The sequence below is a fragment of the Clavibacter capsici genome (assembly GCF_001280205.1).
Classification (GTDB): domain Bacteria; phylum Actinomycetota; class Actinomycetes; order Actinomycetales; family Microbacteriaceae; genus Clavibacter; species Clavibacter capsici.
This window is the reverse complement of the sequence record NZ_CP012573.1, coordinates 782,031-804,471: the sequence shown is the minus strand read 5'-3', so window position 1 is coordinate 804,471 and position 22,441 is coordinate 782,031. Positions and strand designations below refer to the sequence as shown.

Genomic DNA, 22,441 nt, shown 5'->3' with positions numbered 1-22,441 from the left:
CCGACCCGCTCCCCCGGTGTGGGTGTTACAGGCCCTGGGCCAGGCGGTGGTACGCCTGGTTCCAGCGGACTTCCTTGGTGAAACCCTTGAGGGTCGTGTCCTCGTCGATGACGAGGAGCTCGGTGCGCGCGATCTCGGCGAAGTCCTCGAAGACCTCGACGCCGACCTGCGTGCTCATGACCGTGTGGTGGGCGGCGCCGGCCGTGAGCCAGGCCGCGGCGCTCGTCGCGAGGTCCGGCGCGGGCTTCCACACGGCGCGGGCGACGGGCAGGTTCGGGAGCGGCTCGTCGAGCGGCACGACCTCCACGACGTTCGCGACGATGCGGAACCGGTCGCGCATGTCGCTCATGGCGACGACGACCGCGGGGCCGGGGTCGGTGTCGAAGACGAGGCGCACGGGGTCCTCGCGGCCCCCGATGCCGAGCGGGTGGATCTCGAGGCTCGGCCGGCCCGTGGTGAGCGTCGGGCAGATCTCGAGCATGTGCGCGCCCAGGATCTTCTCCTCGCCCGGGACGAGGTGGTACGTGTAGTCCTCCATGAGGCTCGCGCCACCCGGGAGCCCCGCGCCCATGACCTTCGCCGCGCGGATCAGCACGGCCGTCTTCCAGTCGCCCTCGGCGCCGAAGCCGTAGCCCTCGGCCATGAGCCGCTGGACGGCGAGGCCGGGGAGCTGGCGGAGGCCGCCGAGGTCCTCGAAGCTCGTGGTGAAGGCGCCGAAGCCGCCCTCCTCCAGGAAGGACCGCAGGCCCACCTCGATGGCCGCGCCGTAGCGGAGCGACTCGTGGCGCTCGGCGCCGCGCCGCAGCTCGGGGGCGATGTCGTAGAGGCGCTCGTACTCGTCCACCAGCGCGTCGACCTCGGCGTCGGTCGCCGCGTCCACGCGCTCGACGAGGTCGTTGACGCCCCAGGTGTTGACCGAGACGCCGAACTTGAGCTCGGCCTCCGTCTTGTCGCCCTCGGTGACCGCGACGTTCCGCATGTTGTCGCCGAAGCGCGCGACCTTGAGCTCGTGCACGGCGGCCCAGCCGGCGGCGGCGCGCATCCACGTGCCGATGCTCGCGCGGACGGACTCCGTGCTCACGTGGCCGACGACCGTCTTGCGGGTGACGCCGAGGCGCGACTGGATGTAGCCGAACTCCCGGTCGCCGTGCGCGGCCTGGTTGAGGTTCATGAAGTCCATGTCGATGGTGCTCCACGGGAGCTCGACGTTGGCCTGCGTGTGCAGGTGGAGGAAGGGCTTCTGCAGGGCGTCGAGGCCCTGGATCCACATCTTCGCGGGGCTGAACGTGTGCATCCACGCGATGAGGCCGATGGTGCGGTCGCTCGCGTTGGCCTCGAGGGCCATGCGGCGGATGCTGTCGGAGTCCTTGAGGACGGGCTTCCACACGACGCGGACGGGGACGTCCGACGCCTCCTCGAGCTGCCGGGCGATCTCCTGCGACTGCTCGGCGACCTGCTGGAGCGTCTCCTCGCCGTAGAGGTTCTGGCTCCCGGTGAGGAACCAGACCTCGTAGTGGTCGAGGGACGTGGTGATGCGGGTCACTTCAGGGCTCCTTGGGGTGCTTGTCCGTAGACGTTCTGGTAGCGGTCGAACAGCGAGTCGACGGCCTCGGCCGGGAGGGGCGCGGGCTCGCCGAGCTGGCGGGAGATGTGCACGGTGCGCGCCACGTCCTCGACCATGACGGCCGCCTTCACGGCGTCCTTCGCGTCCTTGCCGATGGTGAAGGGGCCGTGGCCGGCCATGAGCACGGCGCGCGACCGGTGGCCGGTCAGCGTCTCGACGATGCCGCAACCGATCGAGTCGTCGCCGATGATCGCGAACGGGCCGACGGGGATCTCGCCGCCGAACTCGTCCGCCATCGCCGTGATGACGCACGGGATGGGCTCGCGGCGGGCCGCCCATGCCACCGCGTAGGTGGAGTGCGTGTGCACCACGCCGCCGACCTCGGGCATGTTGCGGTACACGTAGGCGTGCGCCGCGGTGTCGCTCGACGGGGCGTTGCGGGAGCCCGGGGTGTCCGGGATCACGTTGCCGTCGAGGTCGCAGAGGATCATGTTCTCAGGGCTCAGGTCGTCGTAGCTGACGCCCGACGGCTTGATGACGAAGAGGTCGGCGCCGGGGACGCGGCCGGAGACGTTGCCGCCGGTCCAGACCACGAGGCCGTAGCGCACGAGCTCGCCGTGCAGGCGGGAGACCTCGGAGCGGACGCGGGCGACCGCGACCTCGATCTCGGGTGCGTAGGTGCTCACGCGCGTGCCTCCCTCTTGAGCGACTTGAGCCGCTTCATGACGTCGTTGGCGCCGCGGCCGAAGTAGTCGTGCAGCGCGGAGTACTCCTCGTACAGGCGGTCGTACGCGAGCGCGCGCTCCTCGCTCGGCTGGTAGCGGCCCCGCTCGACCTTGCCCATGGCGTCGCCCGCGACGCGCACGTCGGGGTAGGCGCCCGCGGCGACGGCGGCGTGGATCGCGGAGCCGAGCGCCGGACCCTGCTCGCTCGTGATGACCGAGATCGGCAGGCGCAGGATGTCGCTGTACGCCTGCATGAGGAACGCGTTCTTCAGCAGGCCGCCCGCGACGATGAACTCGGTGACGGGCACGCCGGACGCGTTGAACGTCTCCACGATCTTGCGGGTGCCGAAGGCGGTGGCCTCGAGCAGGGCCCGGTAGACCTCCTCGGTGCGCGTGGTGAGCGTGGTGCCGACGACGAGGCCGGAGAGCTCGTGGTCGACGAGCACCGAGCGGTTGCCGGAGTGCCAGTCGAGCGCGACGAGGCCGTGGCCGCCGACGGGCTGGTCGGCCGCGAGGTCGGTGAGGTGCTGGTGGACGCTCTTGCCGGCGGCCGCGGCCTCCTCGGCGTAGCGCGCGGGCACCTGGTTCTTGACGTACCAGGCGAAGATGTCGCCGACGCCGGACTGGCCGGCCTCGTAGCCGTAGAGCCCCGCGACGATGCCGCCGTCGACGACGCCGCACATGCCGGGGACCTCGGTGAGCACGTCGCTGTTCATGACGTGGCAGGTGCTGGTGCCCATGATCGCGACCATCTGGCCGGGCTCGACCGCGCGGGCGACGGGTGCCGTGACGTGGGCGTCGACGTTGCCGACCGCGACGGCGATGCCCTCGGGCAGGCCCGTCCAGGCGGCGGCCTCGGCGGAGAGCGTGCCGGCGGCGGATCCGAGCTGGCCGATCTCGTGCGCGACCTTGTCCTCGGCGAAGGAGGCGAAGTCGGGGTTCAGGGCGCCGAGGAACTCGCGGGTCGGGTACTCGCCGTCCTGGAGGATGCCCTTGTAGCCGGCGGTGCAGGCGTTGCGGACGTAGCTGCCGGTGAGCTGCCAGACGATCCAGTCGGCCGCCTCGACCCAGTGCTCCATCATCGCGTAGAGCTCGGGGTCCTCCTCGAGGAGCTGGAGGCCCTTGGCGAACTCCCACTCGCTGGAGATGAGGCCGCCGTAGCGGGCGAGCCACTCCTCGCCGCGCTCCTCGGCCAGCGCGTTGATGCGGTCGGCGTGCGACTGCGCGGCGTGGTGCTTCCAGAGCTTGACGTAGGCGTGGGGGCGGTCGGCGTATCCCTCGACCTCGTTGAGCGGGGTGCCGTCGGCGAGCGTGGGGACCATGGTGCACGCCGTGAAGTCGGTGCCGATGCCGATGACCCGGGCGGGGTCGATGCCGGCCTCGCGGATGGCGGCGGGGACGGCCTGCTTGAGCACGTCGACGTAGTCGCTCGGGACCTGGAGCGCCCACTCGGGCGGCAGCTGCGCGCCGGTGGCGGCGAGCGTGTCGTCCATCACCTGGTGCGGGTAGTCGAGGACGCCGGAGCCGAGCTCGACGCCGTCCGAGACGCGCACCACGACGGCACGGCCGGAGAGGGTGCCGTAGTCGACCCCGATGACGTAGCTCTCGGCGTCCGTGCCGGGCTGGGCCTCGGCTGCGGTGCTCACGGGGGCGCTGGGCACGGGATCGACTCCTTCGTCTGATGCAACGCGGTCCGGGAAGACCGCCTGCGATGTGAACGGTCACATCGGCGAAGGCGAGTCTACGACTCCCGATGGCCGCTCTGTCAACCCGGTTGCCCCCGACCCCTCGAAGTGGGGTGTCGACGGCCTCGAGGAGGCGCGGGACGTCACATCGAGGGCGGCCCCGAGGAGGCGCGGACGACGAGCTCGGGCATGATCGTGCCGCTGTACCGCTCGCCCGATCCGCCGATGCCGTCGAGGAGCAGGGCCACGCATCGCCGGCCCACCTCCTCGAAGTCCTGGCGGACGGTCGTGAGCGGCGGCCAGAAGTGCGCGGCCTCCGGGATGTCGTCGAATCCGACGATGCTCACGTCGCGCGGGACGTCGAGGCCGGCGTCCCGGACGGCGTGGATGAGGCCGAGCGCCATCTGGTCGTTGCTGGAGAAGATCGCCGTGAAGTCGCGCAGGCGCAGCATCTCGCGGCCCGCGTAGAAGCCGAACTCCGCGGTCCAGTCGCCGAGGATGGGCGCGGTCGTCGGCACCTCCGCCGCGGACATCGCGTCGAGGAAGCCGCGCATCCGCGCCTCCGCCTCCATCCAGTCCTGCGGTCCCGCCAGGTGGTAGATGTCCCGGTGGCCGAGGTCGAGCAGGTGCCGCGTGGCCAGGCGCGCGCCCGCGATCTGGTCGACGGAGAGGTCCGGCGCGGTGTCGCGGCCCGCGGTCTGCATCGTGACGTACGGCACGTCGAGCGACATGCTCGCGATGACGTCGCGCACGCGCACCTGCGGGGCGACGACCACGAGCCCCTCGACGGCCTGGTCGACCAGGTGCCCGAGCGCGTCCTTGATCGCCGCCTCGTCGGACGACGCCAGGTTGCAGGTGGTCACCAGGTACCCGGCCTCGCGCGCCGCCGCCTCGATGGCCGCGATGGAGGAGGCAGGGCCGTACTGCGAGCTCTGCGAGGTGAGGACCCCGATCGTGCGGGACCTGCTCGTGACGAGCGCCCGGGCCGCGCGGTTGGGCCGGTACTGCACCTGCTCCATCACGTCGAGCACGCGCTGGCGGGTCTCGGCGCGGAGCGAGGGCGAGTCGTTGAGGACCCGGGAGACCGTCTGGTGCGAGACGCCCGCGAGGCGCGCGACGTCGCGGATGCTGGGCGCCCTCCCCCGTGGCGTCTCCGTCGTCATCATCGACCCCGTCCTCGTGCGGGCCGCGGCCCGTGCGCGCCGTGCGGCGCAGGTGTCACATTGTCACATTGTCACATGTGACTGTCACACGGGGCGGCGGATGCGGAGGGCCGTCCGGGAGGGCGGGCACGGGAGGCCGGACGCCTGCGGCAGACTGGTCGTCCACCCGACGAGAGGCACCACCTGTGACGATCACCGCCGCGGCAGACGGATCCGCGCTCGGCAACCCCGGCCCCGCCGGCTGGGCCTGGTACGTGGACGACGAGCACTGGGCGGCAGGCGGCTGGCCGCATGCGACGAACAACCAGGGCGAGCTGAAGGCGGTGCTCGAGCTGTTCCGCGCGACCGCGCACCTCGACGACGACCTCCTCGTGCTGTGCGACAGCCAGTACGTCATCAACTCGGTCACCAAGTGGATGCCCGGCTGGAAGCGCAAGGGGTGGCGCAAGGGCGACGGCAAGCCGGTGCTCAACGTGGAGCTGCTCAAGGAGATCGACGCGGAGATCCAGGGCCGCCGCTACCGCTTCGAGTGGGTCAAGGGGCACGCGGACCACCCGCTCAACGAGGCCGCCGACGACCGGGCGCGCGCGGTCGCGACGGCGTTCCAGGGCCGACGGCCGATCCCCGAGGGGCCGGGCTGGGCCGGGCACGCGAGCTTCGGATCCGCCGCGCAGGCGACGGAGGAGACGGCGGCCGTCGAGGCCGAGGCGGACGCCGCCGCGGATCCCGTGGTCGCGGAGGCGGAGGCCGTCGAGGCCGAGGCCCCCGCCCAGCCGGGCCTGTTCGACTTCGACGCCTTCGACGAGGAGGTCGCGCCGGAGCCCGGCGACACCACCCTCACGATCGCGCTCGACCGCGACGCCATGGCTCGCCTCAGCGCCCACGCGCGCGACCGCGGGGTCAGCGTCGACGAGGCCGTGCGCGAGCTGCTTCCCTGACCGGCGCGGGAGGCGCGGCGGCCGCCGCCGCACCGTCCGCCGCTAGTGCTTGCCCTGCTTGAGCGCCTTGCCGAGCGCGCGCTCGAGGTCGACGACGAGGTCCTCGACGGACTCGATGCCCACCGACAGGCGCACCAGGTCGTCCGGCACCTCGAGCGGCGTGCCCTTGACCGACGCGTGCGTCATCTCGGACGGGTAGCTGATGAGCGACTCGACGCCACCGAGCGACTCCGCGAGCTGGAACACCCGCGTCCCCTCGACCACGCGGCGCGCGGCCTTCGCTCCCCCGCGCACCTGGAACGAGATCATGCCGCCGAAGCCGGACATCTGCGCCTTGGCGATGTCGTGGCCCGGGTGCTCCGGGAGGCCCGGGTAGTGCACGGCCGTGATGTCGGGATGCTGCTGGAGGAACGCGGCGATCTCCTCGGCGTTCGCGGAGTGGCGCTCGACGCGGACGGCGAGCGTCTTGATCCCGCGCGTGGTGAGCCAGGCGTCCATCGGCCCGGAGACGGCGCCGATCGCGAACTGCAGGAAGCCGACCCTCTCGGCGAGCGCGTCGTCGTCGAGGATCACGGCCCCGCCGAGCACGTCGGAGTGGCCGCCCAGGTACTTGGTGGTGGAGTGCACGACCACGTCGGCGCCGAGCGTCAGCGGCTGCTGGAGGTACGGCGACGCGAACGTGTTGTCGACGACGACCGTGGCGCCGACCGCGTGGCCGAGGTCGGCGAGCGCGCGGATGTCGCTGATCTTCATGAGCGGGTTGCTCGGCGTCTCGACCCAGAGGACCTTCGCGGGGCCGGACCCGAGCACGCGCTCCACGGCGGCGAGGTCGCTCATGTCGACGGTCTCGACGACGATCCCCCAGTCGCCGAGCACGCGCGTGAGGAGGCGGTAGGTGCCGCCGTACACGTCGTCGCTCAGGACGATGCGGTCGCCCGGGCGCGTGATGGCGCGCAGCAGCGTGTCCTCGGCGGCCAGTCCCGAGGCGAACGAGAAGGCGTGCTTGCCCTTCTCGAGCGACGCGAGCAGCTCCTGCAGGCCGGTGCGCGTGGGGTTGGCGCTGCGCGCGTACTCGTAGCCGCCGCGCAGCCCGCCGATCCCGTCCTGCACGAAGGTGCTCGTGAGGTACAGGGGCGGGATGACGGCGCCCGTGGTCGGATCCGGGTCCTGGCCGGCGTGGATCGCGCGGGTGTCGAAGTCGTGCTTGTCGCTCACGGTGCTCGTCTCTGTGGGTCGGGAGGGATGCGCGGGCCGGGCCGGTCGGCGGATCAGTCGGTGAGGTAGGTGAGGAGGTCGTGCCGCGTGAGCACGCCCACGGGCTTCCCGCCGTCGCTCACCATGAGGGCGTCGGCGGATCCGAGGGCGCTCCACGCCTCGGGCACGGTCTCGTTCACGCCGATGAGGCCGAAGGCGGCGCCCGTGAAGGGTCCCACCTGGTCGGACAGCTGCGCGCGCCCGCTGAACACGAGCTCCAGGAGGCTGCGCTCGTCGACCGCGCCCGCGACCTCGCCCATGACGACGGGCGGCTCGGCGGAGAGGACGGGGAGCTGCGACACGTCGTACTCGGTCATGATCCGGATGGCGTCGCGGATGGTGTCGTTCGGGTGCGCGTGCACGAGGTCGGGGAGGCTGCCGGTCTTGGCGCTCATCACGTCGGCGACCGTGCGCTGGCCGTTGACGCGGGCGAAGCCGTAGGACTGCATCCACCTCTCGTTGAAGATCTTTCCGAGGTAGCCGCGGCCGCCGTCGGGCAGGAGGATCACCATGACGTCGTCGGGCCCCAGGTGCTTCGCGGCCTTGAGCGCGGAGACGACGGCCATGCCGCTGGATCCGCCGACGAGCAGGCCCTCCTCGCGGGCGAGCCGCAGGGTCATGTCGAACGACTCCTGGTCGCTCGAGGCGATGACCTCGTCGACCACGTCGGGGTCGTACGCGGCCGGCCAGAAGTCCTCGCCCACGCCCTCGACGAGGTACGGGCGGCCCGTGCCGCCCGAGTAGACGGAGCCCTCGGGGTCGGCGCCGACGATGCGCACGCGCCCCTCGGAGACCTCCTTGAGGTAGCGGCCGACGCCGCTGATGGTGCCGCCGGTGCCGACGCCCGCGACGAAGTGCGTGATCTCGCCCTCCGTGTCGCGCCAGATCTCGGGACCCGTCGTCTCGTAGTGGCTGAGCGGCCCGTTGGGGTTCGAGTACTGGTCGGGCTTGAAGGCGCCGGGGATCTCGCGTGCGAGCCGGTCGCTCACCGAGTAGTAGGAGTCGGGGTGGTCGGGCGCGACCGAGGTGGGCGTGACCACGATCTCGGCGCCGTACGCCGTGAGCACGTTGCGCTTGTCCTCGCCGACCTTGTCGGGCAGCACGAAGACGCAGCGGTAGCCGCGCTGCTGCGCGACGAGCGCGAGGCCGACGCCCGTGTTGCCCGAGGTGGGCTCGACGATCGTGCCGCCGGGCTTCAGCTTGCCGTCGCGCTCGGCCGCGTCGATGATGCGCGTGGCGATGCGGTCCTTGGCGCTGCCGCCGGGGTTGAGGTACTCGACCTTGACGAGCACGGTCGCCGAGATCCCCTCGACCACCTTGTTGAGCTTCACGAGCGGGGTGTTCCCGATGAGGTCGAGGATCGTGTCGGCGTACTTCACGTGTGGTGGTGCTCCCGGTGTCAGGTGTGCGGTCCGGTGGGCCCCGCCCATCCAGTGTAGGCGCGCCTCCTCCCCGTGTTACGGGGGCGGGATGCCGTCCGCGGGCAGGACGCGCCCAGGCCGAGCCGGTACCCTGGGCGCACATTCCCCCAGCAGAGAAGGACCCTCCGTGGCGCGACGCGACGACACCACGCCCTCCGGCGACCAGAGCGGACGGCCCGTCCCGCCGACCGCGAAGCAGGCCCAGAAGGACCTCACGGTCAAGCAGCAGCGCGAGGCCCGCCGCGCCGAGAAGGTCGCGGCCCTCAAGAAGCAGCAGGACCGCGCGCGCCGCAACCGCCTCATCGGCATCATCACGGGATCCGTGGCCGCCGTCGCGGTCGTCGCCGTCGTCATCGGCGTGGTCGTCTCCAGCGGCACGCCGAAGCAGGACCCGGCCGACATCTCCATCGAGGGCCTGCGCACCTGGGACTCGCTCCCGAGCACCCACGTGCAGGGCACGGTCGACTACGCCGCCAAGTACGACGGCATGAGCCCGCCCGCCGGCGGCGAGCACAACGCCATGTGGCTCAACTGCGGCATCTACGACCAGCCGCAGCCCAACGAGAACGCGGTGCACGACCTCGAGCACGGCGCCGTGTGGATCACCTACGACGCCGCGAAGGTCACCGGCGACGACCTCGCGAACCTGCAGAAGTACGCGGAGTCGTTCGGCGGCTACGTCACCATGTCGCCCTACGAGGGCCTCGACACGCCCATCGCCATGTCGGCGTGGGGCGCGCAGATCAAGGTCGACTCGGTCGACGACCCGCGCATCAAGGACTTCATGGCCAAGTACTGGAAGAGCCCGAACGCCCCCGAGGCCGGCGCCGCGTGCACCGGAGCCCTCGAGGGCGAGGGCCGGGTCGGCTGACCGTGAGCGACCGCGACGACGACCGCGCTCCGTCCGACCCGCGTCCCGACGGCGACCTCGTCGTCGACCACGTCCCGGACGATGACATCCGCGAGGAGGAGCTCTCGGGGCTCGTCGCGCACGGCGAGGAGGCGCGCGCTCGCGGGCGCAGGATCCGCATCGGCCTCGCGGCGGGGATCGTCGCGGTCGCGCTCGTGGTCGCCGGGCTCCTCGTGGGCCGGGTCACCGCGCCCGTGTCGGCCCTCACGCCCAGCACGAACAGCGCCGAGGCCGGCTTCTCCCGCGACATGCAGGTGCACCACGAGCAGGCCGTGCAGATGTCGCTCATGATCATCGACCGCACGGACGACCCCGAGGTCAAGCTCATCGCGCAGGACATCGCGCAGGCGCAGTCCCAGCAGGCCGGCCAGATGTACGCGTTCCTCACGTCGTGGGGCCTCGACCAGGCGCCGTCCCAGCCGCGCATGACGTGGATGACGCTGCCGACGCTCGACGGGAGGACGGACCACTCGTCCATGGACATGACGCCGGGCGCCACCATGCCGGGCCTCGCGTCGCAGGCCGACCTCGACGAGCTGCGGTCCCTCACGGGCGTCGAGGCGGAGCGGAAGTACCTCACGCTGATGATCGCCCACCACCGCGGCGGCGTGGAGATGGCGCAGGCCCTCCTCGACCGGTCGCGGAACCCTCTCGTCACCGACCTGGCCGGCGGCATGGTGATGATCCAGGACAAGGAGATCCTATACATGCAGCAGCTCCTCGACGCGCGGTCCTGACCCGACCCGCCCGCCGCACCGCCCGTCCGCCTCGCGGGCGGGCGGTCGTCGCATCCGGGGAGGCGATCGGGCGTCAGGCCGCCTCGGTGCGCTGGTCGCTGTAGAGGCGGGCGTACTCGCCGCGGCGGGCGAGCAGCTCCACGTGCGTGCCCTGCTCGACGATGCGGCCGGCGACGACCACGAAGATCACGTCCGCGTCGACCACGGTCGAGAGGCGGTGGGCGATGGCGATGGTCGTGCGGCCGCGCGACGCCGTGTCGAGCGCCTGCTGCACGACCCGCTCCGAGATGGCGTCGAGCGCGCTCGTAGCCTCGTCGAGGATCAGCACGGCCGGGTCCTTGAGCAGCACGCGCGCGATCGCGATGCGCTGCTTCTCCCCGCCGGAGAGGCGGTAGCCGCGCTCCCCCACGAGCGTGTCGTAGCCGTCGGGGAACGACTCGATCGTCTGGTGGATGTTCGCCGCCCGGGCCGCCTGCTCGATCTGCTCCTGCGACGCGTCCGGCCGCGCGTAGCGGAGGTTCTCGCCGATGGTCGCGTGGAAGAGGTATGTCTCCTGGCTGACGATGCCGATGCTCTCCAGCAGCGACTCCTGCTGGAGGTCCCGCACGTCGTCGCCCGCGAAGAGCACCCGGCCGCCGGTCACGTCGTGGAAGCGCGGGATGAGGTACGACACCGTGGTCTTGCCGGCGCCCGACGGGCCGACGAACGCCGCGAACTGGCCCGGCTGGATCTCGAAGGACATGCCGTCGAGGGTCGGCCGCTCCCCGGGGCGGGTGTCCGGGTAGGAGAAGCGCACGTCGTCGAAGGCGACGCGACCGAGCGCGTGGCCGGCCGCGACGGGCCGGGCGTCGTGCCGGTCGCGGATCGCGGGCTCGAGGTCGAGGTACTCGAAGATGCGGGCGAACAGCGCGCCCGAGGTCTGGAGGTCGAGCGCGACCCGCATCAGGCCGATGAGCGGCCACATGAGGCGCGCCTGCACGGTCGTGAACGCGACGATGGTGCCCGCGGTGACGCTGACCCCGCCCGTGATGAGGAAGCCCGCGACCACGTAGACGATGGCCGGGATGATCGACAGGAAGATCTGCACGAGCGCGAAGAACCACTGCCCGCTCATCTGCTGGCTGACCTGCAGCCGGATCTGCGTGCGGTTCTCCGCCTCGTAGCGCGCGGTCTCGGCGGCCTGCCGGTTGAAGCTCTTGGAGAGCAGGATGCCGGAGACCGAGAGCGTCTCCTGCGTGATGGCGGTCATGTCGGACAGCGACTCCTGCGTCCGCGAAGCGATCCGCGCTCGCACCTGCCCCACGCGCCGCTGCGCGACCACGAGCACGGGCATGAGCACCACGGCCACGAGGGTCAGCTGCCAGTTGAGCACGAGCATCGCGACGAGCGCCGCAATCACCGTCACGGTGTTGCCGAGCACGCTCGAGACGGTGTTGGTGAGGACGGCCGCGACGCCGCCCACGTCGTTCTGCAGGCGGGACTGGATCACGCCCGTCTTCGTGCGCGTGAAGAACCCGAGCTCCATGCTCTGCAGGTGGCGGAACAGGTCGACGCGCATGGATCCCATGACCCGGTTGCCGACGGTGGCCGTGAGGTACGTCTGCCAGACGCCGAGGCCGGCGCCCGCGATCCAGATGGCGATCATGACGGCCACGAGCTCGACCAGGACGGGGATGTCGGGGCCGCCCGTCGGCGGGAAGAGCCCGCGGTCGAACGCCTGCTGCGTGAGGAGCGGCGGCACGACCGTGAGCCCCGCGCCGACCAGCACGAGCGCGATCGTGAGGACCAGCGCGCGCCGGTGCGGGCGGAACAGCTCGGCGATCCGGCCGAGCAGGTTCTCGACGCGCGGCGCCTCGGCGTTGGCCTTCCGCTGGGCCTCGGCGTCGGCCGCGCTCACCCGCCCGCGGCGTCCGCCGCCCCCGCGCATCCCGCCGCCCGCGGCGATGTCGCCCATCCTCGTCATTCCGGCGATTTTACGCCCGTGGGGGATCTCCCCCGACCACCGTGCGCGCCGGGGACGACGACGGCCCGGGCGCCCGTGGGGACGGGCGACCGGGCCGTGGTCGGCGGGCTGCGGATCAGCCCTTCGTGGACCCCGCCAGCAGTCCGCGCACGAAGTAGCGCTGGAGGCTGAAGAACACGATGAGCGGCACGATGAGCGAGACGAACGCCGCCGCCGTGAGCCGCTGCCAGTCCTGCCCGCGCGTGCCCGTGAGCTCCGCGAGGCGCTGCGTGAGCGGCGCGACGTCGGCCGTGCCGCCCGAGAAGATGAGCGCCACCAGCAGGTCGTTCCAGACCCAGAGGAACTGGAAGATCGCGAACGACGCGATGGCCGGCAGGGCGAGCGGCAGCACGATGCGGAAGAACACCTGGCCGTGGCTCGCGCCGTCGACCCGGGCCGCCTCGATGACCTCGCCCGGGATCTCCGAGATGAAGTTGTGCAGCAGGAAGATCGCCAGCGGCAGCGCGAAGATCGTGTGCGCCACCCACACCGGCAGGTAGCCCTGGTCCGGGATGATCGGCACGACCGCGTGGACCGCCTCCTGGAGCGGGCGCAGCGTGCGCGTGAACATCTGCAGCAGCGGGATGAGCGCCATCTGCAGCGGCACGATCTGCAGCGCGAAGATCAGCACGAACAGGAAGTTCGAGCCCTTGAACTTGATCCACGCGAACGCGTACGCGGCCATGGACGCGATGACGAGCGGGAACAGCGTCGCCGGGATCGCGATGGCGAGCGAGTTGACGAAGTACGAGCCCAGCTGCGGCGACGACTGCGAGGTGGAGAGCAGCACGTCCTGGTAGTTGTCGAGCGTGAAGCCCGGGTTCTGGAAGATCGTCCACCAGCCCGTGGTCTGGATGAGGCCGGCCGGCCGGAACGACGAGACGAACAGGCCGAAGGTCGGCAGCGTCCAGAGCACCGCGATGATCAGCGCGGCGACCGTCGCACGACGCGAGGTGAGCCGGTTCTTCACGCGGCGGCTCTTCGCCCCGACGGTGGCGGCCTGCTCGATGGTGCCGCGGCGGGCCCCGTCCGCGACGGGAAGGTCGGCGGGTGCGACGCTCATCGGATCTCCCTCTGCTTGCTCATGACGCGGACGTTGTAGATGACGATCGGCAGCACCATGAGGAACAGCACGATCGCGAGCGCGGAGCCGCGGCCCTGCTCGCCGGCGCGGAACGCCTGCGTGTACATCTCGTTCGCGATGACGCTCGTGTCGAAGTTGCCGGCCGTCATGGTGCGGACGATGTCGAACACCTTGAGCGTCGCGATGGAGATGGTGGTGACGACCACGACGAGCGATCCGCGGATCCCCGGGAGCGTCACGTTGAGGAACCGCTCCCACGCGTTCGTGCCGTCGAGCTGCGCGGCCTCGAGCTGCTCGGTGGGCACGCCCTTGATGCTCGCGGAGAGGACGACCATGGCGAACCCGGTCTGGATCCAGATCATGACGATGATGAGGAGCGCCGTGTTGATCGGCGAGGTCTGCAGCCACTGCACCGGCTCCTGCCCCATCCAGACGAGGATCTGGTTGAGGAGGCCGATCTGCGCGTTGTCGCCCGACTTGTAGTCGTAGACGAAGCGCCAGATGATGCCGGCGCCGACGAAGGAGATGGCCATCGGCATGAACACGAGGGCCTTGAAGTACTTCTCGCCGCGGGACTTGTCGATGAAGACCGCGTACGCGAGGCCGATGGCCGTCGACAGCAGCGGCACGAAGACCACCCAGATGACGGTGTTGAGCAGCGTGCGGAGCGCGGACGGCTGGGTGAACATCCAGACGAAGTTGTCGAGGCCGGCCCACTCGCCGCTGTTGTCGCGGAAGGCCAGCAGCGTCGTGCGGAACGCGGGGTAGATGAGGCCGACGGCGAGCAGGATCAGCGCGGGGAGCACGAAGGCGCCGAGCTGGACCCAGTCCTTGCCCCGCTTGGGCGCCTTGTCGATGAGGAAGAGGATCAGCCCGATCACCACGGCGAAGACGGCCAGCGCGGCCACCACCTGGAGGATCTTGCCGATCAGATCAGCGGTCGTCATGGACGTCTCGCCCTTCGGGTCGGGATGGAGGAGGGAGGCGGGGCCGCCGCGCGTGCGCGACGGCCCCGCCGGTTCCCGCGTGCGTGCGGGGGACGGCGCCGGTCCGGTCAGGGCCGGCAGCGGATCAGGACGCGGGCCAGCTCGACTCGATGGCGTCGACCGTCTTCTGGGTCGAGTCGCCGCTCAGCCAGCCGACGATGCCCTTCCAGAAGGAGTCGGTGCCGACCGCGCCGGGCATGAGGTCCGAGCCGTCGAATCGGAACGTGGAGTTCGGATCCTGCAGGATCTCGATGCTCTGCTTGAGGATGTCGCTCGACGCGTTCGCGGGGTCGAGCCCCTTGTTGGCGCTGATGACGCCGCCCAGCTTCACGCGGTTGTTCGCCCAGGTGTCGCTCGAGAGGTAGGAGAGCACCGCGGTGATCTCGTCGCTCGTCTTGAACGCGCCGACGAGCTCGCCGCCGCCGGTGACCGTGGTCGCGTCGCCCTCGTTCGTGGGCGGCAGGAGGAACGCGTAGACGTCGCCGTCGGGCGAGACCTTCGCGTCGGTGCCGTCCGCCTTCTTCCAGAAGCCCTCGTAGAACGAGGCCTGGTGGTGCAGCGAGCACTCGCCGTCGAGGATCGGGAGGCCGGCGTCGCCGAACTCCGTCGAGATGATCGACGAGACGTCGCCCAGGCCGCCGTTGACGTAGTCGGGGTTCTTGATGATGTCGCCGACGCCGTCGAACGCCTTCACGATCGCGGGGTCGTTGAACGGGATCTGGTGCGTGACCCACTTGTCGTAGGTCTCCGCGCCGGCCTGGCGGATCACGAAGCTCTCGACCCAGTCGGTGCCCGGCCAGCCGGTGGCGTCGCCGGATCCGATGCCGACGCACCAGGGCTTGTGGTCGCCCTCGTCCGCGATCCTCTTCGTGAGGTCCATGAGCTGGGCGGTCGACTTCGGGACCTCGTAGCCCTTCTCCGCGAACTCGCTCGGCGAGTACCAGACGTAGCCCTTGACGCTCGCCATGAGCGGCGCGCCGTAGAAGGTGCCGTCGACGGTGCCGTAGCCCTTCCAGTCGGCGGACCAGCCCTTGTCGACGTTCTCCTCGACCGCGGCGGGGGCGGCCTGCAGGTAGCCCTTCGACGCGAGCACGTTGAAGAGGCCGGGCTGCGGGATGATGCCGATGTCGGGAGCCGAGTCGCCCTCCGCGAGGACCGCGATCTGCGCCTCGAACTCCTTGGTGCCCTGGTAGTTCACGGTGATGCCCGTGCAGGTCTGGAAGTCCTTCCAGGACTCCACGAGGCGGTCGGCCTCGTCGTCCTGGATCGTGCCGCCGATGCTGACCTCGGGGCTGCCCTCGAACTCGCCGTACGACGAGTAGGGCGAGCAGTCGGTGTCTGCCTTGTCCTCGGCCGCGATGTCGCCCGTGCATCCCGTGAGCGCGAGGCCGGCGATGCCGACCGCTGCGAGGGGTGCCGCGAAGCGACGTCGGAATAGGGCGTGGCCCATGTGCGTCTCCTCTTCATCGAGTGGATGCGGGCTGCCCCGCCGTCCTGTGCTGCGTGCGTCGGCGGGTGAGGCGCCGTCGCCTGACCGGCGGTGTTTCCTCCCCATAGGGAACCGGTTCCACAGGTCAATGTAGGGGCGTTCGCAGGTGACGGCAAGGCGGGTCAGGTAACGAAACGGTCTACCTCGCGGACGAGACGCGTGCGCCACCGCCGCGGATGGGCCATCATCGGACTCGACCCCGCGCATCCTGGAACCGCTTCCACTGCGCGCGTCCGGCGCGACGAGGCGCCGCGGGACCCGATGAGAGGGAGCGCGATGAGCGCCATCGCCGACGTCGCCCGCCTCGCCGGGGTCTCGAAGGCCACCGCGTCGCGCGCCCTCAGCGGCCGCGGCTACGTCTCCCCCGCCACGCGCACCCGGGTCTCCGAGGCGGCGGCCGAGATCGGCTACGTCGTCTCCTCGAACGCCTCCAGCCTCGTGACCGGCCAGTCGAAGAACGTCGGCGTCGTGCTCCCCTTCATCAACCGCTGGTTCTTCGCCGAGCTGCTCGAGGGGATCGAGGAGGCGCTCATCGAGGCCGACTACGACCTCACGCTCTACCGCCTCACCGACGACCCGGAGCAGCGCCGGAAGGTGTTCGAGTACTTCCTGGTGCGCAAGCGCGTGGACGCGGTGATCGCGGTGAGCGTCGCGCTCACGCCGGCCGAGGTCGTGCGGCTGCGCCGCCTCGACAAGCCGCTCGTCGGCATCGGCGGACCGGTCGAGGGCATGAGCACGCTCAGCATCGACGACGAGGCCGCCGCACGGCTCGCGACCGAGCACCTGCTGAGGCTCGGCCACGCGCGCGTGGTGCACCTCGGCGGCGACCTGCACGCGCAGATGGCCTTCTTCGTGCACGCCAAGCGGCTGGCGGGCTACCGGGCGGCGATCGACGCGGATCCCCGCGGGCTCGAGGCGCGCTTCGCCACGGCGGACTTCACGATCGACGGCGGCTTCCGCTCCGCGATGGCGCTGCTGGCGGATCCGCGGAGCCGCCCGACCGCGGTCTTCGCGGCCTCCGACGAGATCGCCATCGGCACGATCCTCGCCGCGCGGCAGCTGGGGATCGCGGTGCCGGCCGAGCTCTCGGTCGCGGGCATAGACGGGCACGCGCTGGCGCCGCTGTTCGGGCTGACGACCGTGGAGCAGCACCCGCGGCGGCAGGGACGGGCGGCCGTGGGCATGGTCCTCGAGGGGCTCGCACCGGGCGGCGCCGCGGAGCGCACCGAGACGATGCCCGTCGACTTCGCGGCCCGCGCGAGCACGACGGCGCCCCCGGCCCCGCCCGCACCGTGAGGGCGGACGGGGTCCGGGGGCGGGGCCGGACGGATCCAGCCGGGCGTCAGGCGTCGCCGGCGGTGACCGCCTGCGCCTCCTCGAGGGCGTCGACGGGCTCGGCGTCCACGCGGCGCAGCCAGCGGTGGCCGGCGACCACGATCACGAGGGCGACGAGCACCGATCCGGCCGCCGCGTAGTAGGGCGTCGCGTCCGAGAACAGGTTCGCCAGCTCGGTCGCCGCGGGCGGCGCGATGGCGCCGCCGAGGAACCGGACGGACGAGTACGCGGAGGACGCGACGCTGCGCGGGTGGTCGGTGGCCTCCATCACGCACTCGGTGAGCACGGTGTTGAGGACGCCCAGCAGGAGCCCGCCCACGATCACGCAGATCACGAGGCCGGTCGCCGAGCGCACCACGAGGCCGGCCGCGGCCAGGTCGACGGCGAGGAGCGGCAGCACCAGCCGGAGGACCGAGGTGCGGGCCATCCGCCGGGTGAGGAGCGGCGCCACGAGCACCGACGTGATCGCGAGGCCGACGCCCCAGCCGAAGAACGTGAGGCCGAGGCCTATGGCGTCGAAGCCCAGCGGGAACGGCGTGTAGGCGAGCAGCACGAAGAAGCCGATGTTGTAGAAGAGCGCGGCGGCGGCGAGCACGGCCAGGGCCGGCGTGCGGAGCGCGCGCAGCGGGGCCGACAGGCGCATGGGCGTGCGCGGCCCGGCGTCCTTGCCGAGCAGGGCCAGGATCGCGACGAAGCCGACCGCCATGAGCGTCGCGGTGCCGAAGAACGGGCCGCGCCAGCTCCAGCTGCCGAGGACGCCGCCGAGGAGCGGGCCGATCGCGATGCCGAGGCCGAGCGCCGCCTCGTAGAGCATGATCGCCGACGCCGTGCCGCCGGACGCGGATCCGACGATGGTGGCGAGCGCCGTCGAGATGAAGAGGGCGTTGCCGAGACCCCATCCGGCGCGGAAGCCGATGACGGACTCGACGTCCTGCGAGAGGCCCGCGGCCGCGGCGAAGACGACGATCACGGCGAGGCCGATGAGCAGCGTGCGCTTGGCGCCGATGCGGCTGGAGATCCAGCTGGTGACGAGCATCGCGAGCCCGGTGACGAGCAGGTAGCTGGTGAAGAGGAGCTCGGCCTGGGTGGCGGTGGCGTCGAGGCTCTCCGCGATGGCGGGGAGGATCGGGTCGACCAGGCCGATGCCCATGAACGCGATGACGCACGCGAAGGCGACGGCGAAGACGGAGCGGGGCTGGCGGAAGATGTCGCGGAACGACGCGTGCTGCTGGGTGGACACGGGTGCGGTGTCGCCTCCTGGGATCGATGCGGATGGATGCGGATGGACCGGGACGGCGCGCTGGGGCGCCGACGGGCGTGCGGGCGGCGGTCAGCCGTCGGTCGGCGCGCGGTCGACGCGCGCCAGCACGAGCTCGACGGCCCGCGCGATCACGGCCACGTCGTCGGCCGGGAGGTCGGCGAAGCGCGGCACGAGGGCGGTGGCGAGGCGGTCGCGCCAGTCGTCGAGCGCGGCCTCCCCCGCCGGCGTGATCTCCAGGACCGTCGCGCGCGCGTCGGACGGGTCCGTCACCTGCGCGATCCAGCCCTGTGCGACGAGCGAGCGCACGATCTTGGTCGTGGTGGGCTGCGCGACGCGGCTGCGCTCGGCGAGCACGCCGAGGCGCATGCCGCCGGGCCAGCTGACGAGCACGGAGAGCGTGCGCCAGACCGCCGGCGAGCTGGTGCCGCCGACCTCGTGCGCCGCCAGGCGGGTGAGCCGGTGGCCGGCCGTGACGAGGTCGCCGAGGAGGGCGCGCAGGTCGGGATCGGTCGAGGTCATGGATCCCAGCATATAGCTCGGCTATGCATATGTCGAGCGGCCTCCCCGAGGGGGGGCGGGCGGACACCGGTCCCCGGGAACGACGCAGGGCGCCGACCCCCCTGAGGGGATCGGCGCCCTGAGCGCTGTGCGTGGTACGAGCTACTTGACGGTGACCGTCGCGCCCGCGGCCTCGAGCTGGGCCTTCGCCTTGTCGGCGGCCTCCTTGTTGGCACCCTCCAGGACGGGCTTGGGGGCGCCGTCGACGAGGGCCTTCGCCTCACCGAGGCCGAGGCTGGTGAGCGCGCGCACCTCCTTGATGACCTGGATCTTCTTGTCGCCGGCGGCCTCGAGGATGACGTCGAAGGACGTCTTCTCCTCGACCTCCTCCGCGGGGGCAGCGGCGCCGGGGGCGGCGGCAGCGGCGACGGGCGCCGCGGCGGTGACCTCGAAGACCTCCTCGAACTTCTTGACGAAGTCGCTGAGCTCGATGAGCGTGAGCTCCTTGAAGGCCTCGATGAGCTCGTCGTTAGAGAGCTTTGCCATGGTGATTCTCCTTGGGTTGGTGTGGTGTCTGGTGGATCAGTGCATCGCGCCCCGGGGATGGGACCCGAGGGGTGCTACTGAGCCGATTCCTGCTTCTCGCGCAGCGCCTCGACGGTGCGTACGGCCTGCGAGAGCGGTGCGTTGAACAGGTACGCCGCGCCGAAGAGCGAGGCCTTGAAGGCGCCGGCGAGCTTGCCCAGCAGCACCTCCCGCGACTCGAGGTCGGCGAGCTTGTTCACCTCGTCCGCCGTCAGGGGGTTGCCGTCGAAGTAACCGCCCTTCACGACGAGAAGAGGGTTGGCCTTGGTGAAGGTGCGCAGCGCCTTCGCGACGGCGACGGTGTCGCCGTGCACGAACGCGATCGCGGACGGGCCGACGAGCTCGTCGTCGAACGACGAGATCCCCGCCTGGTTCGCCGCGATCTTGGTCAGCGTGTTCTTCACCACGGCGTAGGTCGCGTCTGCACTGATGCTCTTCCGCAGCTGCTTGAGCTGGGCAACGGTGAGACCGCGGTACTCGGTGAGCAGTACGGCGTTCGAGCTGCGGAACTTCTCCGCGAGCTCGGCGACCGAGGCTTCCTTGTTCGCCATGGCACTCCTTATCACGTGGTTCCCCGACACCGCGGAAGCGGGGCGGGGTGCTGGCAGCCCCCGGCTGCACACATGAGAAACGCTCCGGCACAGGAGGCCGGAGCGGGAGTGACGCGCAGGCCCTCGGGGCGTGCGCGGTTCTTGCTTCGATCACCTGCGCGGGCCTTCACCTGAGTGAACCTTCGTCCGGCGCATCCCCTCGCGGAGGCACGCCGACGACCAGCGGTCTGTGGCTTCGATCAGAGTAGGGGACGGAGGACCGCCCGCGCAAGTCGACGGGCGCGGGCGATCCCCGGAGCGGTCAGTAGCCGACGACCGCGTGCGGCACGTAGCGCTCCTCGAGCAGGGTGACCTCGTCGTCCGTGAGCTCGATGTCGAGCGAGGCGACCGCGTCCTCGATGTGCGACACCTTCGTGCCGCCCACGATGGGCGCGGTCACGACGGGGTTGCGGGACACCCACGCGAGCGCCACCTGCGCGCGCGGGACCCCGCGCGCCTCGGCGACGTCCGCCACCGCGGCTGCCACCTGGCGGTCCGAGTCCTCCTGCGCGGCGTAGAGCGTCGACCCGAACTCGTCGGTCTCGCTGCGGGCGGTCGACGCGTCCCAGTCGCGGGTGAGGCGACCGCGCGCGAGCGGGCTCCACGGCAGGGATCCCACGCCCTCGTCGGCGCAGAGGGGCAGCATCTCCCGCTCCTCCTCGCGGTTGACGAGGTTGTAGTGGTCCTGCATCGTGACGAACCGCGCCCAGCCGTTCGCCCGCTGCAGGTGCAGCGCCTTCGAGAACCGCCAGGCGTCCATGGACGAGGCGCCGAGGTAGCGCACCTTGCCGGCCCTCACGAGGTCGTCGAGCGCCTCGAGCGTCTCCTCGAGCGGCGTTGCCGGGTCGAAGCGGTGGATCTGGTAGAGGTCCACGTAGTCGGTCCCCAGCCGGCGGAGGCTCTCGTCGATCTGCCACATGATGTGCTTCCGCGACAGCCCGCGCGAGTTCGGCCCCTCCCCCATGGCGCCGTGCACCTTGGTGGCGATGACCACCTCCTCGCGCGTGGTCATCGCCTTCAGGGCGCGGCCCGTGATCTCCTCGCTCGACCCGTCGGAGTAGACGTTGGCGGTGTCGAAGAAGGTGATCCCGAGCTCGACCGCGCGCCGGATGAGCGGGATCGAGTCCTCCTCGGAGAGCGTCCACGCGTGGTTGCCGCGCGTCGGCTCGCCGTAGCTCATGCAGCCGAGGGCGATCGCGGAGACCTCGGTCCCGGTGCTGCCCAGCCTCACGTACCTCACGACGGGTGCCCGGCGACAGGGTCGTCGCCCGTGGTGGCCGGCGCGTGGTCGCGCCAGGTGTGCTCGGGCTCGTAGCCGAGGATCCGGCGGGCCTTGTCGATGGACAGCAGCGTCTCGTGCTCGCCCAGCTCCTTGGTGACCTCGACGCCGGGGAACACCTCGGCGGCGAGCTCGTCCGACGAGCGGCTCATCACGGTGTCGGCGTTCGCGACGATGAAGCGGTCGAAGCCGCGCCCGTCGTGCTCGAGCGCCTTGCGGACGGCCTGCGCGCCGTCGCGGCCGTCGATGTAGCCCCACAGGTTCCACTTGCGCGCGAGCGCGTCGTCGTCGAAGCCCGGGAACTCGTCGTAGTCGTCGACGTCCATGACGTTGGAGAAGCGGAGCGCGGTGACCTGCAGCTCGGGATCCCAGCGGCACAGCTCGATGGCCATCTGCTCCTCGAGGTGCTTCACGAGCGAGTAGGTGCTGTTGGGCTGCGCGGGGTACTCCTCGTCGACGGGGATGTACGGCGGCGGCACGTCGAACGGCAGGCCGAGCACGGTCTCGCTGGACGCGTAGACGATCTTCGTGATGCCCGCCCGGCGCGCGGCCTGGAAGACGTTGAAGCTCGTGAGCATGTTGTTGTGGAACGTGGCCACGTCGCTCAGGATCGCGGGGGCCGGGATCGCGGCGAGGTGCACGATCGCGTCGAACCCGTCGTGCAGGTCCTGGACGCCGAACAGGGCGTCGACCACCTGCCCGTAGTCGGTGGTGTCGACGCGGACGTAGCCGGATCCGCGCTCCCCCACCTGGTCGATGTTGGTGACCTCGTGGCCGTGGGCGCGCAGGTCGGCGACGACGTGGCGGCCGAGCTTGCCCGAGCCCCCGGTGACGGCGATTCTCATCAGCTGGCATCTCCTTCGTGGGGCGGTTCCGCCCCCGTCCATCCTGGCCCGCGTCCGCAGCGGGCGACAGCGGGATGGAGGACACGCGCA

Annotated in this window: 20 protein-coding genes; 4 read left to right on the top strand and 16 right to left on the bottom strand. The window is 71.2% G+C overall.

Annotated elements, in window-relative coordinates; genetic code table 11:
* Positions 1-25: 25 nt before the first annotated feature.
* The 4 genes from araA to AES38_RS03920 all read right to left on the bottom strand — a co-directional run bounded on the left by araA (position 26) and on the right by AES38_RS03920 (position 5,140).
* On the bottom strand, positions 26-1,543 hold the full coding sequence (araA, locus tag AES38_RS03935) for an L-arabinose isomerase (RefSeq protein ID WP_053773876.1): 1,518 nt from the start codon (positions 1,541-1,543) through the stop codon (positions 26-28).
* Positions 1,540-2,250 (bottom strand): L-ribulose-5-phosphate 4-epimerase, encoded by a 711-nt coding sequence (locus AES38_RS03930; RefSeq protein WP_053773875.1) that lies wholly within the window; start codon positions 2,248-2,250, stop codon positions 1,540-1,542. The genes araA and AES38_RS03930 overlap by 4 nt, the downstream gene beginning before the upstream one ends.
* Positions 2,247-3,950 (bottom strand): ribulokinase, encoded by a 1,704-nt coding sequence (gene araB / locus AES38_RS03925; RefSeq protein ID WP_053773874.1) that lies wholly within the window; start codon positions 3,948-3,950, stop codon positions 2,247-2,249. Before araB ends, AES38_RS03930 begins: the two co-directional genes overlap by 4 nt.
* Positions 3,951-4,117: 167 nt before the next feature.
* On the bottom strand, positions 4,118-5,140 hold the full coding sequence (locus tag AES38_RS03920) for a LacI family DNA-binding transcriptional regulator (protein ID WP_053773873.1): 1,023 nt from the start codon (positions 5,138-5,140) through the stop codon (positions 4,118-4,120).
* A 182-nt stretch (positions 5,141-5,322) separates the two neighbouring features.
* Here AES38_RS03920 and AES38_RS03915 point away from each other — a divergent pair, with 182 nt between their 5' ends.
* Entirely contained in the window at positions 5,323-6,075 is a 753-nt protein-coding gene (locus AES38_RS03915) for an RNase H family protein (protein WP_053773872.1), read from the top strand.
* Positions 6,076-6,117: 42 nt separating this feature from the next.
* On the opposite strand, the gene AES38_RS03910 is transcribed toward AES38_RS03915, so the two are convergent.
* On the bottom strand, positions 6,118-7,290 hold the full coding sequence (locus AES38_RS03910; protein WP_053773871.1) for a cystathionine gamma-synthase: 1,173 nt from the start codon (positions 7,288-7,290) through the stop codon (positions 6,118-6,120).
* A gap of 53 nt (positions 7,291-7,343) precedes the next feature.
* Positions 7,344-8,708: a cystathionine beta-synthase gene (locus tag AES38_RS03905; protein ID WP_053773870.1), complete on the bottom strand. Its 1,365-nt coding sequence runs from the start codon at positions 8,706-8,708 to the stop codon at positions 7,344-7,346.
* Between the two features lie 169 nt (positions 8,709-8,877).
* Here AES38_RS03905 and AES38_RS03900 point away from each other — a divergent pair, with 169 nt between their 5' ends.
* Complete coding sequence (locus AES38_RS03900) at positions 8,878-9,621, top strand: thioredoxin-like domain-containing protein (protein WP_053773869.1); 744 nt, start codon at positions 8,878-8,880, stop codon at positions 9,619-9,621.
* Between the two features lie 2 nt (positions 9,622-9,623).
* The gene (locus tag AES38_RS03895) at positions 9,624-10,397 is read left to right on the top strand and encodes a DUF305 domain-containing protein (protein ID WP_053773868.1); all 774 of its coding nucleotides are present in this window, start codon (positions 9,624-9,626) and stop codon (positions 10,395-10,397) included.
* Between the two features lie 73 nt (positions 10,398-10,470).
* On the opposite strand, the gene AES38_RS03890 is transcribed toward AES38_RS03895, so the two are convergent.
* The 4 genes from AES38_RS03890 to AES38_RS03875 form a co-directional block, all read right to left on the bottom strand.
* Positions 10,471-12,351 carry an ABC transporter ATP-binding protein gene (locus AES38_RS03890; protein ID WP_053773867.1) on the bottom strand — a complete coding sequence of 627 codons (1,881 nt, stop codon included), beginning with the start codon at positions 12,349-12,351 and terminating at the stop codon, positions 10,471-10,473.
* A gap of 124 nt (positions 12,352-12,475) precedes the next feature.
* Positions 12,476-13,462, bottom strand: a complete 987-nt coding sequence (locus tag AES38_RS03885; RefSeq protein ID WP_053773866.1) for a carbohydrate ABC transporter permease — start codon at positions 13,460-13,462, stop codon at positions 12,476-12,478.
* Positions 13,459-14,430: a carbohydrate ABC transporter permease gene (locus AES38_RS03880; RefSeq protein ID WP_053773865.1), complete on the bottom strand. Its 972-nt coding sequence runs from the start codon at positions 14,428-14,430 to the stop codon at positions 13,459-13,461. Before AES38_RS03880 ends, AES38_RS03885 begins: the two co-directional genes overlap by 4 nt.
* 124 nt (positions 14,431-14,554) lie before the next feature.
* Complete coding sequence (locus tag AES38_RS03875) at positions 14,555-15,919, bottom strand: ABC transporter substrate-binding protein (RefSeq protein ID WP_053773864.1); 1,365 nt, start codon at positions 15,917-15,919, stop codon at positions 14,555-14,557.
* Between the two features lie 315 nt (positions 15,920-16,234).
* On the opposite strand from AES38_RS03875, the gene AES38_RS03870 reads away from it, so the two are divergent.
* Positions 16,235-17,254 carry a LacI family DNA-binding transcriptional regulator gene (locus AES38_RS03870; RefSeq protein WP_053773863.1) on the top strand — a complete coding sequence of 340 codons (1,020 nt, stop codon included), beginning with the start codon at positions 16,235-16,237 and terminating at the stop codon, positions 17,252-17,254.
* A 46-nt stretch (positions 17,255-17,300) separates the two neighbouring features.
* Here AES38_RS03870 and AES38_RS03865 read toward each other — a convergent pair whose 3' ends face one another.
* The 6 genes from AES38_RS03865 to AES38_RS03840 form a co-directional block, all read right to left on the bottom strand.
* The gene (locus tag AES38_RS03865) at positions 17,301-18,533 is read right to left on the bottom strand and encodes an MFS transporter (RefSeq protein WP_053773862.1); all 1,233 of its coding nucleotides are present in this window, start codon (positions 18,531-18,533) and stop codon (positions 17,301-17,303) included.
* A 90-nt stretch (positions 18,534-18,623) separates the two neighbouring features.
* Positions 18,624-19,073 carry a MarR family winged helix-turn-helix transcriptional regulator gene (locus AES38_RS03860; RefSeq protein ID WP_053775656.1) on the bottom strand — a complete coding sequence of 150 codons (450 nt, stop codon included), beginning with the start codon at positions 19,071-19,073 and terminating at the stop codon, positions 18,624-18,626.
* 141 nt (positions 19,074-19,214) lie between these two features.
* Positions 19,215-19,598, bottom strand: coding sequence for a 50S ribosomal protein L7/L12 (gene rplL, locus AES38_RS03855; protein WP_053773861.1), 384 nt, complete (start codon positions 19,596-19,598; stop codon positions 19,215-19,217).
* Positions 19,599-19,672: 74 nt separating this feature from the next.
* Positions 19,673-20,188: a 50S ribosomal protein L10 gene (gene rplJ / locus AES38_RS03850; protein ID WP_012037545.1), complete on the bottom strand. Its 516-nt coding sequence runs from the start codon at positions 20,186-20,188 to the stop codon at positions 19,673-19,675.
* A 301-nt stretch (positions 20,189-20,489) separates the two neighbouring features.
* On the bottom strand, positions 20,490-21,467 hold the full coding sequence (locus AES38_RS03845) for an aldo/keto reductase (protein WP_053773860.1): 978 nt from the start codon (positions 21,465-21,467) through the stop codon (positions 20,490-20,492).
* The gene (locus AES38_RS03840; RefSeq protein ID WP_053773859.1) at positions 21,464-22,351 is read right to left on the bottom strand and encodes an NAD-dependent epimerase/dehydratase family protein; all 888 of its coding nucleotides are present in this window, start codon (positions 22,349-22,351) and stop codon (positions 21,464-21,466) included. Before AES38_RS03840 ends, AES38_RS03845 begins: the two co-directional genes overlap by 4 nt.
* Positions 22,352-22,441 lie beyond the last annotated feature (90 nt).

What these genes read in the sequence shown, in the direction of transcription:
- AES38_RS03920 (WP_053773873.1), bottom strand. Translation starts at nt 5,140, where the DNA reads ATGATGACGACGGAGACGCCACGGGGGAGGGCGCCCAGCATCCGCGAC.
- AES38_RS03890 (WP_053773867.1), bottom strand. Translation starts at nt 12,351, where the DNA reads ATGGGCGACATCGCCGCGGGCGGCGGGATGCGCGGGGGCGGCGGACGC.
- AES38_RS03885 (WP_053773866.1), bottom strand. Translation starts at nt 13,462, where the DNA reads ATGAGCGTCGCACCCGCCGACCTTCCCGTCGCGGACGGGGCCCGCCGC.
- AES38_RS03880 (WP_053773865.1), bottom strand. Translation starts at nt 14,430, where the DNA reads ATGACGACCGCTGATCTGATCGGCAAGATCCTCCAGGTGGTGGCCGCG.
- rplL (WP_053773861.1), bottom strand. Translation starts at nt 19,598, where the DNA reads ATGGCAAAGCTCTCTAACGACGAGCTCATCGAGGCCTTCAAGGAGCTC.
- AES38_RS03840 (WP_053773859.1), bottom strand. Translation starts at nt 22,351, where the DNA reads ATGAGAATCGCCGTCACCGGGGGCTCGGGCAAGCTCGGCCGCCACGTC.
- AES38_RS03860 (WP_053775656.1), bottom strand. Translation starts at nt 19,073, where the DNA reads ATGACCTCGACCGATCCCGACCTGCGCGCCCTCCTCGGCGACCTCGTC.
- rplJ (WP_012037545.1), bottom strand. Translation starts at nt 20,188, where the DNA reads ATGGCGAACAAGGAAGCCTCGGTCGCCGAGCTCGCGGAGAAGTTCCGC.
- AES38_RS03870 (WP_053773863.1), top strand. Translation starts at nt 16,235, where the DNA reads ATGAGCGCCATCGCCGACGTCGCCCGCCTCGCCGGGGTCTCGAAGGCC.
- AES38_RS03875 (WP_053773864.1), bottom strand. Translation starts at nt 15,919, where the DNA reads ATGGGCCACGCCCTATTCCGACGTCGCTTCGCGGCACCCCTCGCAGCG.